The organism is Sulfitobacter noctilucae, from assembly GCF_000622365.1.
Lineage (GTDB): Bacteria > Pseudomonadota > Alphaproteobacteria > Rhodobacterales > Rhodobacteraceae > Sulfitobacter > Sulfitobacter noctilucae.
This window is the reverse complement of sequence record NZ_JASC01000013.1, coordinates 518,321-534,146: the sequence shown is the minus strand read 5'-3', so window position 1 is coordinate 534,146 and position 15,826 is coordinate 518,321. Positions and strand designations below refer to the sequence as shown.

18 protein-coding genes are annotated in these 15,826 nt (G+C 56.4%); 9 read left to right on the top strand and 9 right to left on the bottom strand.

Annotated elements, in window-relative coordinates:
* Nucleotides 1-6: 6 nt before the first annotated feature.
* Complete coding sequence (locus Z945_RS0109345) at nt 7-792, top strand: carnitinyl-CoA dehydratase (RefSeq protein ID WP_025051843.1); 786 nt, start codon at nt 7-9, stop codon at nt 790-792.
* Between the two features lie 2 nt (nt 793-794).
* Here Z945_RS0109345 and Z945_RS0109340 read toward each other — a convergent pair whose 3' ends face one another.
* The 3 genes from Z945_RS0109340 to Z945_RS0109330 all read right to left on the bottom strand — a co-directional run bounded on the left by Z945_RS0109340 (nt 795) and on the right by Z945_RS0109330 (nt 4,487).
* On the bottom strand, nt 795-2,291 hold the full coding sequence (locus Z945_RS0109340) for a heme biosynthesis protein HemY (RefSeq protein ID WP_025051842.1): 1,497 nt from the start codon (nt 2,289-2,291) through the stop codon (nt 795-797).
* Between the two features lie 13 nt (nt 2,292-2,304).
* Entirely contained in the window at nt 2,305-3,696 is a 1,392-nt protein-coding gene (locus Z945_RS20060; protein WP_025051841.1) for a COG4223 family protein, read from the bottom strand.
* A gap of 71 nt (nt 3,697-3,767) precedes the next feature.
* On the bottom strand, nt 3,768-4,487 hold the full coding sequence (locus tag Z945_RS0109330) for a uroporphyrinogen-III synthase (RefSeq protein ID WP_025051840.1): 720 nt from the start codon (nt 4,485-4,487) through the stop codon (nt 3,768-3,770).
* 49 nt (nt 4,488-4,536) lie between these two features.
* Between Z945_RS0109330 and tsaD the strand changes: the two genes are divergently transcribed.
* The 4 genes from tsaD to Z945_RS0109310 are packed head-to-tail and all read left to right on the top strand — an operon-like array spanning nt 4,537 to nt 7,271.
* Nucleotides 4,537-5,628 carry a tRNA (adenosine(37)-N6)-threonylcarbamoyltransferase complex transferase subunit TsaD gene (gene tsaD, locus Z945_RS0109325; RefSeq protein ID WP_025051839.1) on the top strand — a complete coding sequence of 364 codons (1,092 nt, stop codon included), beginning with the start codon at nt 4,537-4,539 and terminating at the stop codon, nt 5,626-5,628.
* A complete protein-coding gene (locus Z945_RS0109320; protein ID WP_025051838.1) occupies nt 5,625-6,578 on the top strand; it encodes an NAD(P)H-dependent glycerol-3-phosphate dehydrogenase in 954 nt (317 codons plus the stop codon). The genes tsaD and Z945_RS0109320 overlap by 4 nt, the downstream gene beginning before the upstream one ends.
* Nucleotide 6,579: 1 nt before the next feature.
* The gene (locus Z945_RS0109315; RefSeq protein ID WP_025051837.1) at nt 6,580-6,852 is read left to right on the top strand and encodes a YciI family protein; all 273 of its coding nucleotides are present in this window, start codon (nt 6,580-6,582) and stop codon (nt 6,850-6,852) included.
* Nucleotides 6,852-7,271 (top strand): EVE domain-containing protein, encoded by a 420-nt coding sequence (locus tag Z945_RS0109310; RefSeq protein ID WP_025051836.1) that lies wholly within the window; start codon nt 6,852-6,854, stop codon nt 7,269-7,271. The genes Z945_RS0109315 and Z945_RS0109310 overlap by 1 nt, the downstream gene beginning before the upstream one ends.
* A gap of 263 nt (nt 7,272-7,534) precedes the next feature.
* Here Z945_RS0109310 and Z945_RS0109305 read toward each other — a convergent pair whose 3' ends face one another.
* The 4 genes from Z945_RS0109305 to Z945_RS0109290 form a co-directional block, all read right to left on the bottom strand.
* The gene (locus Z945_RS0109305) at nt 7,535-7,876 is read right to left on the bottom strand and encodes a DUF2853 family protein (protein WP_025051835.1); all 342 of its coding nucleotides are present in this window, start codon (nt 7,874-7,876) and stop codon (nt 7,535-7,537) included.
* 217 nt (nt 7,877-8,093) lie between these two features.
* A complete protein-coding gene (locus Z945_RS0109300; protein WP_025051834.1) occupies nt 8,094-8,567 on the bottom strand; it encodes a DUF922 domain-containing protein in 474 nt (157 codons plus the stop codon).
* A gap of 13 nt (nt 8,568-8,580) precedes the next feature.
* Nucleotides 8,581-9,969, bottom strand: coding sequence for an adenosylhomocysteinase (gene ahcY / locus Z945_RS0109295; protein ID WP_025051833.1), 1,389 nt, complete (start codon nt 9,967-9,969; stop codon nt 8,581-8,583).
* An 87-nt stretch (nt 9,970-10,056) separates the two neighbouring features.
* Entirely contained in the window at nt 10,057-10,353 is a 297-nt protein-coding gene (locus Z945_RS0109290) for a hypothetical protein (protein ID WP_025051832.1), read from the bottom strand.
* A 76-nt stretch (nt 10,354-10,429) separates the two neighbouring features.
* Between Z945_RS0109290 and Z945_RS0109285 the strand changes: the two genes are divergently transcribed.
* The gene (locus tag Z945_RS0109285) at nt 10,430-11,026 is read left to right on the top strand and encodes an HD domain-containing protein (RefSeq protein WP_025051831.1); all 597 of its coding nucleotides are present in this window, start codon (nt 10,430-10,432) and stop codon (nt 11,024-11,026) included.
* The gene (locus tag Z945_RS0109280) at nt 11,023-11,508 is read left to right on the top strand and encodes a GNAT family N-acetyltransferase (RefSeq protein WP_025051830.1); all 486 of its coding nucleotides are present in this window, start codon (nt 11,023-11,025) and stop codon (nt 11,506-11,508) included. Before Z945_RS0109285 ends, Z945_RS0109280 begins: the two co-directional genes overlap by 4 nt.
* Here Z945_RS0109280 and Z945_RS0109275 read toward each other — a convergent pair.
* Nucleotides 11,505-12,056 carry an ActR/PrrA/RegA family redox response regulator transcription factor gene (locus Z945_RS0109275; RefSeq protein ID WP_025051829.1) on the bottom strand — a complete coding sequence of 184 codons (552 nt, stop codon included), beginning with the start codon at nt 12,054-12,056 and terminating at the stop codon, nt 11,505-11,507. The two genes, Z945_RS0109280 and Z945_RS0109275, sit on opposite strands and share 4 nt — an antisense overlap.
* 68 nt (nt 12,057-12,124) lie before the next feature.
* Nucleotides 12,125-12,739: an SCO family protein gene (locus Z945_RS0109270; protein WP_025051828.1), complete on the bottom strand. Its 615-nt coding sequence runs from the start codon at nt 12,737-12,739 to the stop codon at nt 12,125-12,127.
* A gap of 100 nt (nt 12,740-12,839) precedes the next feature.
* Between Z945_RS0109270 and regB the strand changes: the two genes are divergently transcribed.
* Nucleotides 12,840-14,234 (top strand): sensor histidine kinase RegB, encoded by a 1,395-nt coding sequence (gene regB, locus Z945_RS0109265; RefSeq protein ID WP_025051827.1) that lies wholly within the window; start codon nt 12,840-12,842, stop codon nt 14,232-14,234.
* Nucleotides 14,235-14,332: 98 nt separating this feature from the next.
* A complete protein-coding gene (locus Z945_RS0109260; protein ID WP_025051826.1) occupies nt 14,333-15,814 on the top strand; it encodes a PAS-domain containing protein in 1,482 nt (493 codons plus the stop codon).
* The last annotated feature ends 12 nt before the right edge of the window (nt 15,815-15,826 follow it).

Here is a 15,826-nt window from a genome sequence, read left to right as displayed (position 1 = left end):
AATACAATGTCCGCCTCACCCGTCAAAACTCGCCGCGAAGGTCCGATCCTCGAAGTTACGCTCGACCGGCCCAAAGCCAATGCAATTGATCTGAAAACATCCGTACTGATGGGCGAGGTTTTTGCCGGCTTTCGTGATGATCCCGACCTGCGAGTTGCGATCATCACTGGCGGCGGCAATAAATTCTTTTGTCCCGGTTGGGATCTCAAAGCCGCTTCTGATGGCGATGCTGTCGATGGCGATTATGGCCTAGGTGGGTTCGGCGGCCTGCAAGAACTGCGCGGCCTGAACAAGCCAGTGATCGCTGCGGTGAATGGCATCGCTTGCGGGGGCGGGCTTGAGCTGGCGCTGTCCGCAGACATGATCTTGGCCGCAGAACACGCGACATTCGCCCTTCCCGAAATCCGCTCCGGCACCGTTGCCGATGCCGCCAGCATCAAGCTTCCCAAGCGCATTCCCTATCATATCGCGATGGAACTTTTGCTGACAGGGCGCTGGTTTGACGTAAACGAGGCCAAAGGCTGGGGTCTAATCAATGAGATCCTCCCAGCCGGTCAATTGCTGGACCGCGCATGGGAACTGGCCCGTCTGCTCGCCTCTGGCCCGCCGCTTGTCTATGCTGCGATCAAGGAAATCGTACGCGATGCCGAGGATTCAAAGTTCCAGGACGCGATGAACCGGATTACAAAGCGTCAGCTGCCAACTGTCGACACCCTTTATGCTTCCGAAGACCAGCTTGAAGGCGCGCGGGCTTTTGCAGAAAAGCGTGATCCGGTCTGGAAAGGAAAGTAGCGTCAGACTTTCGCTGTTTCCGCTTTCGACTGATCTTCTGGCGGGTCCGTGATTAATTCCACATCTTCGATATCGTTGCGGGTGGTGACAGCACCAGCGCCATCTGCTCCTGATTTATCCTCGACCGCGCCGACGATCAGCGGCAACATCTGCACACCACCGGGCATCGCAACTTCGGCCATCGGCGGCGTCTTCCAGCTTAGCGTGTCAAAGCTTTTGCAGTTGCCACAGATCGGCGTCCATTCAGTATGGATGTTCTGGCAGTTATCGCAAATCCACTGCGGCCCGCGTGACACTGTCAGCGCGCGGGCAAGCCATCCTTTAACCACCGTATCAGACGCACCCTCCCCCCGTTCAATCGCAGCCATCAAGGTGACGGAGCGGGCAGTCGGGTTCGTCTCCACCAGATCGCCAAGCGCACGGCGGGCGCTCGGGAAATCCTCATCCGCAATATAAAGCTCTGCGTTCAGCATCTTGGTTTCGGCATGGTCCGGCTGCGATTTGGTGAGTGCCTTGAACCGTTTGATCCGTGCTGCGGGCTTCTCATCCGGCTCAATCGCGGCAAATGCAGCGGCAAGATCAGGATGCGGCTGAACGCTCCAGGCTTTCGTCAAGACACGCGAAGCATAGCGCGGCTTGTTCTGGTCAATGTAGCTGTGAGCGGCCATCACCGCCGCCGGGATCAGATCAGGAGACAGGCGGTTCGCTTCAATCGCGGCTTCGCGTGCTGCGATGTCCGTGCCGTCGTCGATGATGTCCTTCGCTTCGGACAGCGCCAGAACAGCATCGCGACGTTTATGCACGTCACGAGGCAGCTGGCCATTCTTCAACTTGGTGCTCAATGTTTTACGCGCACCGTTCCAGTCTTCTTTCTGGGCTTGGAGTTGAAGCAGGGTATCGCCTGTTTCCACATGCTTTGGCTTCAGCGCAAAGGCCTTCTCGGCAAGCTTGAGAGCAGTCTCCGTGTCCCCATCAGCGAGCTTTTGCTTCATGATGCCACGTACGCCGACGAACCGCGTTTGCTCGTCTTCCACCAGCTTACGATAGGTCTCTTCCGCCTTGCGGCGGTCACCAGCAAGCTCTGCCGCCTGCGCGGTCAACAGATTGGTTAGCGCGGGTTTGTTCAAATACTTGTCCGCCTTCTGCGCCTTGGCCATCGCAACTTTGCCCTCGCCACTGGCCAGCGCCATCAGCCCTTCGGACAAAGCCTCGAACCCTTTGCGTTCGCGGTTGCGGTCGAAATAACGCGAAATGGCCGTTTCGTCGCCATTCAGGAACTTCCATGTGGCCACCAGCAAAGAGATAATCTTGAGCAAGAGCCAGACCGCGATCATCAGAACAATCACCGCAATCACAGACTGCAGCGGACCAAAGTTGAATTCTGTCCCCATCACAGTGACCTGCAGGCCACCCTGGCTTTCCAATAGATAACCGGCACCCCAAGCCAATGCCGCGATGGCGGCAACGAAAACGACAATCTTAATCAATGACCACAACATAAATTCAACTTTCTCAGTTTGCCGTCAGGCTTTGGGACAGGTCCTGAACGGCTGCTTCGGCGTTTGCGCGGGTGCGCGCAGCCGACAGCCAATCTACCATTGCGTCCTGCGCTTCTGTCGGAAGCGTATCGATCTCTGCAAGTGCATCACTGACGCGGCCCTCTCGTACGGCAGCTTCGGCGCGGGACAGAACCGCATCCGGACCAGACCCTTCACGCGGTGCTACGGAGCGTGCCCCAAGCTGTCGGCGCAAGAAACCGCCCACGCCGGACGCACCATCATCGTTACCCGCGGCACGCGCTGCTGTCAGTGCGGCACGGGCCGCATCTGGGAAATCGTTCTGCAAATTCTGCAATGTCGGCACGCCATTTCCTGCCGGGTCTGCAAGCGGTGCCGGCACGTCTGAAACACCGCTTTCCGACAGGGATTGCAGGGCATCGTCATAGGGGGATCCCGTGCTCAGCGCGACGGTGATCTTGGTTAGCGCGCTTTGCACCGCAGCTTGCCGCGCGGCATCCGCAGTCGCTTCCTCAACGCTCATCGCGTTTTCCAACAAACGTTTAATCTCGGTCGTTTGTTGTTCCACGGATGCCTTCAGATCTTCAAGCTCCTGCGCATACTCAGGGGGCGGGCCGCTTGCCTCGCCCGTCGGCGCAGGTCGGTTTTCAAGTTCGGTCAGCCGTGCTTCCAAATCCCCCACCGTGTCGGAAATCGACGCGATGCTGGTCTCCAACCCGCTTAAATCCGGCGCAGAAGGCTCTGTACCTTCCAACGAAGATATCCGCTGTTCCAGCGTCGTTTGAGTTTCTGCAAGCCCCGATACATCAGCACGGGTGTTAAAGAAGTTTGCCTCTGACACTACATAACCCAAAGCAGCAGCAATCGCCCCGCCCAGCACCAATGGCACAAACACACTGCGTTGTTTTTGCGGGGACTGGGACGCAGGTGTCTTCGCAACAGGCTTTGCGGCCGCCGGTTTGTTCGCGTCTTCTTTTGATGGCACAAAAGAGGTGTCAGCAGGCGGCGTTCGGCCGGTTGTCTTCGGCATGTCTTTCGAAGCGGCCTTTGGCGCGTCGGTCGTTGTTGCATCAGCAGCTTTGGAAGCCGCCGGTTTTGATGGTGTCGATTTCGCTGGCTTTGGTTTGGACGCGGTCGAGGTTGAAGCCGCAGATGTTGTCGTGGTTTTTGACGCCACAGACTTCGTTGTTGGCTTGGGCTTATCTGTCGCGGGCGCAGATTTGGCGTCAGCGCCATCTTTCTTCGCCGTCGTTGCTGCCTTGGATGCCACGCTGGGTTTGGACGCGGAACTGGCAGTAGAGGCAGAACTGGCTGTTGTCGAAGCCGATGATTTCGCCGCATCGGAGGCGGCTTTACTGCTTGATGCCGGTTTTTTTGCTTTCGCCACGCTGCATACCCTTCTGATTCTGACCAGTGCCAGATGTTCACCACAACCTTACTCGGCAATATGGCCCTGCTTCAAGCTAAGCTGGTCTTTTGCAAGAGCATTTCAACACTTCTTGCCATATCTGCGCCCGTTGGTTCATCAGCTATATCAACTCCAGCGACTGTGGCCCCGTTCAAAACGGCGACAACGGCAGTGCTTATCGCGATGACGTGCGCCTGTCCTAGGGTCTCTGCCTGATCCAGAAACTGGGCCGCTGTACGCGGCGAGAACAGCGGAACAATGACACGCTCTGCCTCGGCCAGCAGCGTTTGCGCCTCAACCTTAAGAGGCAAAAGCCGCTGGTCATAAAGCGTCACTACATGGACTGAAATACCCTGATCACCCAACCGTTGAGCGATATCGCCACGCCGGTGCGCTCCGGCCAGATGCACCAACGAACCCGTATTTTTCTGCGCTCGTATGGCAGCGATCAGCTCTTCTGCGGTTTGGACGACAAGCTTGACGGACCAACCGGCGATGGCCGCGCGTTTTGCGGTCTGCGCGCCAACGCAATAGGCCGGCATTCCGGCACCCGTGGGCGCGAAAATGACCGCTTGCGCGGAGGTAAATATCACGCCTTCATATCGGCTCATGTCCGGCGTTGAGCCATTCGGAATGATTTGCAGCAAAGGCGACATGCAAACACTGACATTTGTCAGCAGTGACGGGTTCAATCGCGCCAGAAAACGCTCGGCACTGTCTTGCGGTCGCGTCAGCAACAACGCGGTTGAGGTCTGAGCATTGTTCGCCATCGTCTCTTGGTGTTACCTGCGCATCAGCACCCTTGCAATGGAAAGCCTCATGTCGCGACCTCTGACATTTCTCGGATTGGAAAGCAGCTGTGATGACACGGCAGCGGCAATCGTCCGCCTCGCGCCAAACGGACCGGCGCAAATTCTGTCTTCGGTGGTTGCAGGGCAAACCGATCTGCACGCCGCGTTCGGTGGTGTTGTCCCCGAAATCGCGGCGCGCGCGCATGCTGAAAAGCTGGATCACTGTGTAGAACAGGCTCTAACTCAGGCGAATCTAACTCTGAGCGGGGTCGATGCGATTGCGGTGACGGCCGGTCCGGGTCTGATTGGCGGCGTGGTATCTGGTGTGATGTGCGCCAAAGGGCTCGCTGCCGCAACGGGCAAACCGCTCTACGGGGTCAATCATCTGGCGGGTCATGCGCTGACACCGCGACTGACGGATGATGTGCCCTACCCCTATTTGATGTTGCTGGTATCCGGCGGACATTGCCAGTTCTTGTTGGTTTCCGGTCCTGATACTTTCAAGCGACTTGGCGGAACGATTGATGACGCCCCAGGCGAAGCGTTTGACAAGGTCGCGCGGTTGATTGCCCTGCCCCAACCTGGCGGTCCGGCAATTGAACAGGCCGCGAAATCCGGTGATCCACGCCGCTTTGCTTTTCCGCGCCCGCTGATGGACCGTCCCGGCTGCGATATGTCTTTCTCGGGTCTGAAAACGGCAGTGTTGCGTGCGCGGGATGCGGCTGTCGCCGCGCAATCCGGGCTGACCCTGCAGGATCAGGCGGATCTTGCCGCAGGGTTCCAAGTCGCCGTGGTTGATGTTCTGGCCGAGAAAACGCGGCGGGCGTTTGCCCTTTATCCTGCCGCCGCACCCCGGACTCTGTGTGTAGCGGGTGGCGTCGCGGCAAATGGCGCTATTCGTTTAGCGTTAGAGACTGTTTCAAGGGAACATGAAGCCAACTTCGTCGCACCACCGCTTGCGCTTTGCACGGATAACGCAGCGATGATTGCCTTTGCGGCCGCAGAGCAATCCCAGCATCGCACACCAGATGACCTGTCGCTTTCGGCACGCCCCCGCTGGCCATTGGATCAATCACAACCCGCGATGCTGGGCAGCGGAAAAAAAGGGGCCAAAGCATGAGAGTTTCTGTTCTGGGTGCCGGAGCTTTTGGAACAGCGCTGGCAATTTCGCTGGCAGGCAACGGGCCGGTGACACTTTGGGCGCGTGATGCAGGCGATATGCAAGCCCAACGCGAGAACAAGCGCCGCTTGCCAGATCACCCCTTCCCGGCAATCTTGACCGTTACAGGCGCTCTTGAGGAGGCCTGCACCGCAGAGATCCTTTTGTTGGCGGTCCCGATGCAGAAGCTGCGGGACTTTTTGGCCCAGAATGCGGCACTATTACAGGGAAAAACACTTGTTGCCTGTTGCAAGGGCATCGAAATTGATAGCGGTGCCGGACCTGTGCAAGTCCTGTCCCGGACCATTCCGGATTGCACACCTGCTATCCTAACCGGTCCCAGTTTCGCAGCCGATATTGCCCGTGGTTTGCCGACGGCGCTGACGTTGGCCTGTCACGATGATGCAATCGGGCGCGTGCTTCAAGAAACCCTAACGACCGCCAACCTGCGCCTGTATCGCACGACGGATACGGTAGGGGCCGAATTGGGCGGCGCATTGAAAAATGTGATCGCCATTGCCTGCGGTACGTCCATCGGGGCCGGTTTGGGCGAAAGCGCACGCGCGGCTGTCATGACACGGGGCTTCGCCGAAATGCAGAGGTTCGCTGCACATGTGAATGCCGACCCGGCCACGCTGGCGGGCCTGTCCGGCTTTGGCGATTTGACCCTGACCTGCACTTCGACCCAATCGCGGAACTACCGGTTGGGTCTGTCCATCGGCGGCGGCACCCCGTTTGATAGCGCGACAACTGTTGAAGGGGCCGCAACCGCACTGGCCATGCATCGGTTGGCGCAAGACCAGAAACTCGATCTTCCCATCACCGATGCCGTTGCGGCGTTGCTAGGGAACAAAGTAGATGTTGAAACAGCAATGCGCGGCCTGCTGGCCCGCCCGTTAAAGGAAGAATGATATGCTCGTTTGCCTGATGGCTCATGATAAACCCGGGTCGCTTGACGTACGCAAAGCCAACCGTGATGCACACTTGGCCTACTTGAAGGACACAGGTTGCGTCACTTTGGGCGGACCGTTTCGCGATTCACAAGGTGACATGTGCGGTTCCATGCTGGTGCTGGACCTGCCCGATATGGCAGCGGCCGAGGCTTGGGCGGCAGAGGATCCCTACGCCAAGGCCGGATTGTTCGAGACCGTAACCCTGCGCGAATGGATTCAGGTGCTCCCCTGATGGCCTATTGGTTGTTCAAATCGGAGCCTAACACTTGGGGTTGGGACGATCAGGTCGCCAAAGGTGATGCTGGCGAAGAATGGGATGGCGTTAGAAATTATCAGGCCCGCAACTTCATGCGCGACATGAAGGTGGGTGATCTGGGGTTCTTCTATCATTCCATGAAAGAGAAATCAGTCGTGGGCATTGTCGAGGTGATCGCAGAGGCACACCAAGACAGCACAACGGACGATGACCGTTGGGAATGTGTTGATATCAAAGCCGTACGTCCATTTAAAACGCCGGTATCGCTGGACCAGATCAAACAAGAGCCGAAGCTGGAAGAGATGGTGTTGGTCAATAACTCACGCTTATCCGTACAGCCTGTAACAGATGGGGAATGGCAGATCGTTTGTGATATGGGCGACACTAAACCCTAGGGGTGTTTTGCTCTGTGCCTGCAGCGCTAAGCCTATAGCTGAACAAAAAAGGGTTCTGACACGGATGCCAGAACCCTTTCTCACCCCGCGTGCTCCCATAACCACCGCACACGTATAGAAATCTGTTCTGGCCATCCTGGCCGTTCGTAGGGCGTAGCAGTAACATCGCCAAACACCAAGGATTTGATATTGAAAAGTTTTCTTAAATGCAAAACGCCCGCCATCGAAAGAGGCGGGCGTAAATTGCTTGGAAGGGGTTCGGGTTATCCGTAGACCGCTTCTTTGCCGAAGTGCTTGGTCAGCATGTAATAGATCACAGCGCGGTATTTGTTACGCTCGGATTTGCCATAAGTCTCGATCGCCTTGTTGATGCCTTCCATCAGCTCAGGACCGTCAGACAGACCCAGCTTTTTCATCAGGAAGTTCTTCTTGACCAATTCAAGCTCGCTCTCCTGACTAGATGCAACGGTTTGCGCATCGGCGCTATAGATCGACGGACCGCAGCCAATCGTGACCTTTGTCAAAAGGTCCATGTCAGGTGACATACCACATTTTGTTTTCAGCTCTTCCGCGTATTTCGCGATCCAGTCGTCACGCTTGCCCATAAGATTCTCCCATATTTAATCTTAGTCCCCGACCCTTGTGGGCCATGTGGGGCGAACGTACGGGTATTTCCGGTCTCCACAAAGGGAAAATTGCCTGACATCTCCCCTTAGCCGGGGTTCGCTTGCGCAAATAAGCAAATTGTGGCGGGGGATCGCAGTGGTGCTCGTTCTATGTCGCACCACTGGACGAACGGATCGCAGCGCCAGAGGGCTGCGGTTAGTTCAGCAAAACGCCTTCGGTGAACCCATGCCTGGTTCTCCGGTCATATTCTTTGTCCATCCGATTATATTTCCGAATGATTTTCATACCACCGTTGCAATTGGCACGGTCGATTTCTTTGGCTGCGTTGATACCATGTTGGCCATGCTGACGCTCGTGCGCCATCAAACTCGCGACCATCGCATCGAACTCGCGGCGCAGGCTGGGCGACATCGCGTCAGGATTTTTGTGCTTGGGCATCGTATAGGACACCTTAACCCGCACTTCGCAGGCGGAGGACCAGCGAATGTCCCAACGGGTATAGGCCCAAAACCCTTTGGGCCCACGCGCGCGCATTTGCTGCTTGAGTGCGGAGGCGGTTGTGGCATCCACCGCGTAGGTCTTGAGTATTTCAGTGACTTTTGGGGCGGCAAGTGCCGCAGTTCCGCAGAACCACGACACCAGTACCAGAGCTACTGCACCCTTGAACACTCAGAACAGCCTTTTAGTAGCGGTAGTGTTCTGGCTTGAACGGACCATCAGCGCTCACGCCGATATAAGCGGCCTGCTCGGGGTCCATCTTGGTCAGCTTCACACCAATACGGTCAAGATGCAGACGAGCCACTTTTTCGTCCAGATGCTTGGGCAGGATATACACGTCGTTTTCGTAGTTATCGCCGCGCATCCACAGCTCCATCTGCGCAAGTACCTGATTGGTAAATGATGCGGACATCACGAAAGACGGGTGGCCTGTAGCATTGCCAAGGTTCAGCAGACGGCCCTCGGAAAGCAGGATGAGACGATTGCCATTCGGCATCTCTATCATGTCCACCTGTTCCTTGATGTTGGTCCACTTGTGGTTCTTCAGCGCGGCCACCTGAATCTCGTTGTCGAAGTGGCCGATGTTGCCAACGATCGCCATGTCCTTCATCTCGCGCATATGCTCGATGCGGATAACGTCTTTGTTGCCGGTGGTTGTGATGAAGATATCGGCGGTGCCAACCACGTCTTCCAGCAGGACAACCTCAAACCCGTCCATCGCGGCTTGCAGCGCGCAAATCGGATCGACTTCGGTCACTTTCACACGCGCACCGGCACCCGCCAATGACGCGGCAGAGCCTTTGCCCACGTCGCCGTAACCCATCACGACGGCGACCTTACCGGCCATCATCGTATCGGTTGCACGGCGAATCCCGTCAACGAGCGATTCCTTACAACCATATTTGTTGTCGAATTTTGACTTGGTCACAGAGTCGTTCACGTTGATTGCAGGGAAAGGCAGCTGACCCTGTTTTTTCAGATCATACAAGCGATGTACGCCTGTTGTGGTCTCTTCGGATACGCCAACGATCTGGTCACGCATCTTGGTGAACCAACCGGGGCTGGCCTCCATCCGCTTTTTGATCTGCGCTTTAATCACTGTTTCTTCCTCGGAAGTCGGCACCGAGATGACGTCTTCACCGGCTTCGGCACGGGCACCCAAAAGGATATAGAGCGTTGCATCGCCACCATCGTCCAAAATCAGGTTGGGACCTTCTTCAAACGCAAAGGATTTGTCGAGATAATCCCAATGCTCTTCCAAAGACTGGCCTTTGATCGCGAAAACCGGAATGCCTGCTTCGGCAATCACAGCCGCTGCGTGATCTTGGGTGGAGAAGATGTTGCATGACGCCCAGCGCACATCAGCGCCCAGCACGACCAATGTCTCGATCAAAACAGCCGTCTGGATTGTCATGTGAAGCGATCCTACGATCCGAGCACCCTTTAAGGGTTTGCTGTCGCCGTATTCCTCGCGAAGTGACATCAAGCCGGGCATCTCTGTTTCGGCGATGTCGAGTTCCTTGCGGCCGTAGGCGGCAAGCGCAATGTCTTTTACAATATAGTCGTTGGCCATGGGGCACCTCGTTCATGTATTTAAAGGGCGCGTAGCACTTTTATACGCCTCTCTCAACATGCGATGGTGCCGCATGGTTTGCGGGAATTAATCTACCAATGCCGCCACACGTTCATCTGACAGTCCCTGCATCCAGTCGTCGCCTTGGGCAACCACGCAAGCATGACCATCCGAGAAGGTTTTAACCATGGTCCAAGTCCCATTCTTGGTGGACGCCCAAATCTGTTCATTCGTCGAGGATGGCTCCGCCACAGGCGTTTCGGCATACCAGTCGGTCAAAGCGGCATGCATCTCGTCTGTAGACATGCAGACTTGATCGGCAAAGGCAGTCTGTGCAGTCATAAGAGCGGCAATAGCAACGGGCAGGGCAATAAGCGGTTTCATCAATCTCTCCTTCATGTGAGAAACATCCGAGACGAAAAATAGTTCCAATAGACTCAATGACGTAGGGGCAGCGCAGATGCCACAACAACCCAGAGCATGGCAGCGGATGCTGTCGGGTCGCAGGCTTGATCTGCTTGATCCGACGCCTGTGGACATCGAAATCGAGGACATCGCCCACGGTCTGGCGTTTGTCGCCCGCTGGAATGGCCAAACCCATGGTGACTACGCCTATTCCGTCGCCGAACACTCTTTGCTGGTCGAAGAACTGTTTGGCCGACTGAACCCCAAAGCCCCGGCAAAATGGCAACTGGCTGCGCTGCTGCATGATGCACCTGAATACGTGATCGGGGATATGATATCGCCTGTAAAGGCTGCTGTTGGGCCAGGCTATACCGCTCTGGATGACCGGCTGACGGCGGCCATTCATTTACGCTTCGGGCTGCCCGCGCAAATCCCTGCTACAGTAAAACGGCAGATCAAAAAAGCTGACAAGGTCAGCGCCTGGATGGAAGCCGTACAGATCGCAGGATTTTCAGAAACTGAAGCAACCAAGTTTTTTGGCAAACCCGATACCGCATTGATACGCGATTTGGGCATTGTGCTGCGGCCCCCGATCGAGACGCGGAATGCATTTACGAAACGGCATGAAGATTTGTTAAAGGTAATGTCATGATCCAGGTCCGCCGGCCGATCACTTTGGATCTTGGGGACATGGCCCGCTTGCTGAACGATATCATCAAAGAGGGCGGCACCACCGCATTGACCCGCGCTGTCACGGCGGATGATCTGGCAGAGTGGATGGCTTTTGCACCTGGTAAAAACGCCTGGCACGTCGCAATTGATAAAGATGAGCATGTGGTCGGTTTTCAGTGGATCGAACCAGAAACTTCATTGCCGCCCGAAGCCGCGAACATCGCCACATTTGTGCAGATTGGCCGCACTGGTCTGGGTATCGGCTCAGCCTTGTTCGACGCCACGCGCAAAGCAGCCAAGGCCAACGGCTTCAAGTGGATCAATGCCAACATCCGCGCCGACAATGAAGGTGGGCTGATCTACTATCAAAGCCGTGGTTTTCAGGACTATGGCGTGATCGAGGGTTACGAGATGGCCAACGGCGAAATCGTAGACAAACGCCTCAAACGTTACGATCTCTAGCGCGGCGACCGCTTTGCCAGAATACGCTGCAATGTGCGGCGGTGCATACTCAGGCGGCGTGCGGTCTCTGACACATTGCGATCACAAAGCTCGAATACGCGCTGGATATGTTCCCAGCGTACGCGGTCCGCGCTCATCGGATTCTCCGGCGGGGGCGGCATGTCATCGCCTGTGGCCAAAAGCGCGTTGGTAATATCATTAGCGTCTGCAGGCTTTGACAGATAATCCGTGGCACCGATTTTGACCGCGGCAACCGCTGTGGCGATGGCACCGTAACCCGTTAGTACAACAACGCGCGCATCAACACGCCGTTCGCGTAGCACCTCGACCACATCCAACCCGTTGCCGTCTTCCAGCCGCAGATCAATCACCGCATAGGCGGGTGGACGGGCCGTCGCGATGGCGCGACCAGCGGCGACACTATCAGCAGTTTCGACCTCGAAACCGCGTTTCTCCATCGCTTTGGCAAGACGACGCAGAAAAGGTTCGTCGTCGTCCACCAGCAACAAGGTCTTGTCCGGTCCGAGGTCTGATTGGTCCTGTGTCACGTCAAGGTGCTCTGTGTTGTTAAACCGTTACAATTGAATATGGACCGGCTTTGCCTTAGGTCAACATTTCAAAGCTGATCAACAAAGCACCCGATCCTTTCGGCCATCTCGGCCGGGGTCACTTCGCGGCGAAAATAATCGACGAAACCTACTTCGGGCAGCACAAGATAGCTGAAGGTCGAATGATCCACGAGATATTCATCATCAACAGACGGATGCGCCTTGTAGTAGGTTTTATAGGCGGTACTCGCCGCCTTTACCTGCTCCGGCGTCCCGGTCAGACCGATCATACGCGGGTGCATCGCATCGGCAAAATCGCCCACCACTTCTGGCGTGTCGCGCTCGGGGTCAATGGTGATGAAGACGGGTGTCACAGTCTTGCCCTGCTCTTCCAGAATTTCAATCGCAGAGGCATTGCGATCCACATCCAGCGGGCAGATATCCGGGCAGAATGTATACCCGAAATAGATCAGCGCGGGTTCAGTAATCACATCACTGTCCGTAACCGTCTCACCCTTGGCATTGATCAGCTCGAATGGCCCGCCGAGATCACCGGCCACTGTTGAGGATCGACACTGCGCGAATTGGTCTGCATCAGCACCGTCTTGTACCGTCATCCACACCGTACCCAACAAGAATGCAGCAGCAACGCCAACGGCTCCAATTGCTATTTTCCGGCTCACAGCAGTCCTCCTGCGCCAATGCGCGCGCTTGTTGATGTCTTTTTGCAGACCTAAGCTACGTCATTGCAGACGCAAGGGCGACAAATCAATAGGTGCGAACATGACGCAGGCAACCATTCGCCCTCTTTCCGGGCGCACACGGGCGAATTGGATCAGACTGCGCACGATGATCCTGTTGCGCTGGGTCGCGATTACCGGTCAGTTGATTGCGATCACCGTCGCGCAGGTTCTCTATAATCTAGAGCTGGAGCTTGGCCTGTGTTTTATGGCGGTTGGTGCTTCTGTTATCGCAAATCTGGTCGCAAGTTTCATCTTTCCGGAGAACAAGCGCCTGTCCGAACTTGAGAACCTGTCGATGATCAGCTTCGATCTGGTGCAGATTGCATTCTTGCTGTTTCTCACCGGCGGGCTGAATAATCCATTCGCCTTGCTCTTGCTTGGCCCCATCACAATTTCGGCAACTGCACTAAGTCTGCGCTCAACAATCGTGTTGTGTTCGACGGGGATCGTTCTGGTCTCCATCCTGGCTCTTGTTCACCTGCCGCTGGTCACGTCCGCCGGTCGAGTGCTCCATATGCCCGAAATTTTCGTGTTTGGTCAGTGGACGGCGCTGGTGATCGCGATTGTTTTTACCTCCGCCTATTCACGGCGCGTCACGTCCGAGGTCCATTCGATGGGGGATGCATTGGCCGCCACCCAAATGGCGCTGTCGCGTGAACAAAAGCTGACCGATCTGGGGGGCGTCGTCGCTGCTGCTGCGCATGAACTGGGCACACCTTTGGCAACGATCAAACTGGCCAGTGCCGAGCTGTTGAACGACCTTCGGGATCATCCCGATATGGCTGACATGGCCGAAGATGCCGCCTTGATCCGCGATCAGGCTGACCGGTGTCGCGATATTCTGCGAGATATGGGTCGGGCGGGCAAAGACGATCTGCATCTGCGCCATGCGCCTTTAGAAGCGGTGATCGAGGAATCCGCCGAACCACATATGGACCGGGGCAAAGCCGTTCTGCTCCAGCAGGCACCGGGACAGGAAAACCGTAAATCCCAGCCCGTAATCCCCCGCAAACCGGAGATCATTCACGGGCTGCGCAACCTGATCCAGAACGCCGTGGATTTCGCGCAGACAACCGTTTGGGTTGAATCAAGCTGGTCCGAGAATAACATCTCCATTCGTATTATGGACGATGGCGACGGGTTTCCCTCGCATATCCTGGGACGCATTGGTGATCCCTTCATGCGCGAACGTACGACTGCGCAGACAGACAGGTCGCGCCCTGCATACGAAGGCATGGGCCTGGGCCTATTTATCGCGAAAACTTTACTGGAGCGTTCGGGCGCGCAGTTGCGTTTTGCGAACGGATACGAGGGGCTGCACGATACCCCCGCAGGCGGTGCTGTGGTCGAAGTGATCTGGCCGCGCGAAAAGCTTGCGTCAGACATCGAAACGACACCGCAGGGCATGGGTCAGAACCGGCATATTACGGCGTGATGTCCGGCAAGGTCTTTACAAGCCGGTTTGGCATTAACGTCTAATTAACCAAAATAAACAAAGCTGCCGTATCACTAAATCTTTCGGGGACAGAGTTGATGCTGGCGATCTCAGAGCTTTTTATGATCTTCGGGATGTCGGTTCTCACGGCCGTGGTTGCGATGGTGCTTCTCATGCAGCCGTCCTTCGCTAAAGAATCTGCCGACGGCAGCCAGTCAAACGACCTGTCGCTTTTGTTTGACAACGGCGTGCTACACCATGCGAGCACCGGTGCGCTCAAACGCTTTTCCCTGTTTCCCGGCACGCACGTCTGGGATGACCTGCGCGATGCCTTGTTGCCGTCGTTCCCCGACTTCCCTGACACCGTCGGTACAGATGCATCCGGCAGCATGACGATGTTTGCGCAGGCAGCTGATGATGATTCAGTGATCGAGGTGAACTGGCGCGACGGCTTGTGCTGGGTGCATCTGTCACAGACAGACACGCAAGAAGATGTTACGCCCTTTCCTCAGGATCACAGCGCTATGCGTCTGTCTTGCGAAACCTCTCCGCACCCGGCTTGGCAAAGCAATGCGGCGGGTGCGGTGATCTGGCATAACTCGGCCTTTGCTTTGCTGAAATCCAGATATCCCGATTGCGCGTGCACGCTTCATCTTGATGCGGATGAGGCGCATGAGCCACAGCGGCGCGTGCTGGAAAACCAAAACGGAGACCGCGATTGGTTTCAGATCGAAAGCCATAGGACCAACACAGGGTGGACCTATCACGCAACATGCATCTCGCCTCTGGTCCAGGCCGAAGAAACCCAGCGTCTATTTGTTCAGACACTGGCCAAGACCTTTGCTCATCTTTCTATTGGTCTGGCGATCTTTGACCGCGACGGGCGGCTGGGCATGTTCAATCCCGCGTTGGTGGATTTGACAGGTTTGCAGGGGGCCTTTCTGGCAAGCCAGCCAACGATGATGTCATTCTTCGATGCGCTACGCGAAAGCCGCAAGATGCCGGAGCCCAAGAACTACCGCTCATGGCGCCAAGACATCGCCGAGGTTATTGCAGCGGCATCAGGCGGTCGTTATCGCGAAACCTGGACGCTGGAAGACGGATGTACCTATGCGGTTCAGGGACGGCCCCATCCCGATGGCGCCACCGCTTTCCTGATCGAGGACATCAGCGCCGAAATCACCCAGTCGCGCTGCTATCGCGCAGAGATGGAGCAATTCGAGACGGTGCTGGACAACATCGACGACGCATTGGTGGTGTTTTCCTCTTCGGGCGTGCTGACGTTTTGCAACGCCGCCTATCGCCGGATGTGGGAACAGAACCCCGAAGCCGCCTTTGCCGATGTAACGCTGGCTGACGCCATCACTCACTGGCAGAGCAAAGCGCAAACGCCTGATGGCTGGAAGACGATCACAAACTTCGCCAAGACCATCGGTGCCACCCAGCCAACTTCGTTGGACATAGAGCTCCAAACCGGCGTTGACCTGCGGTGCACCCTCTATCCACTTGCAGCAGAGGCAACCCTTGTCCGGTTTTCGCGATCGGCAGCGCAAGCAAGGCTTTCCGATACGGTCAATTAAGTCAGGGATCGC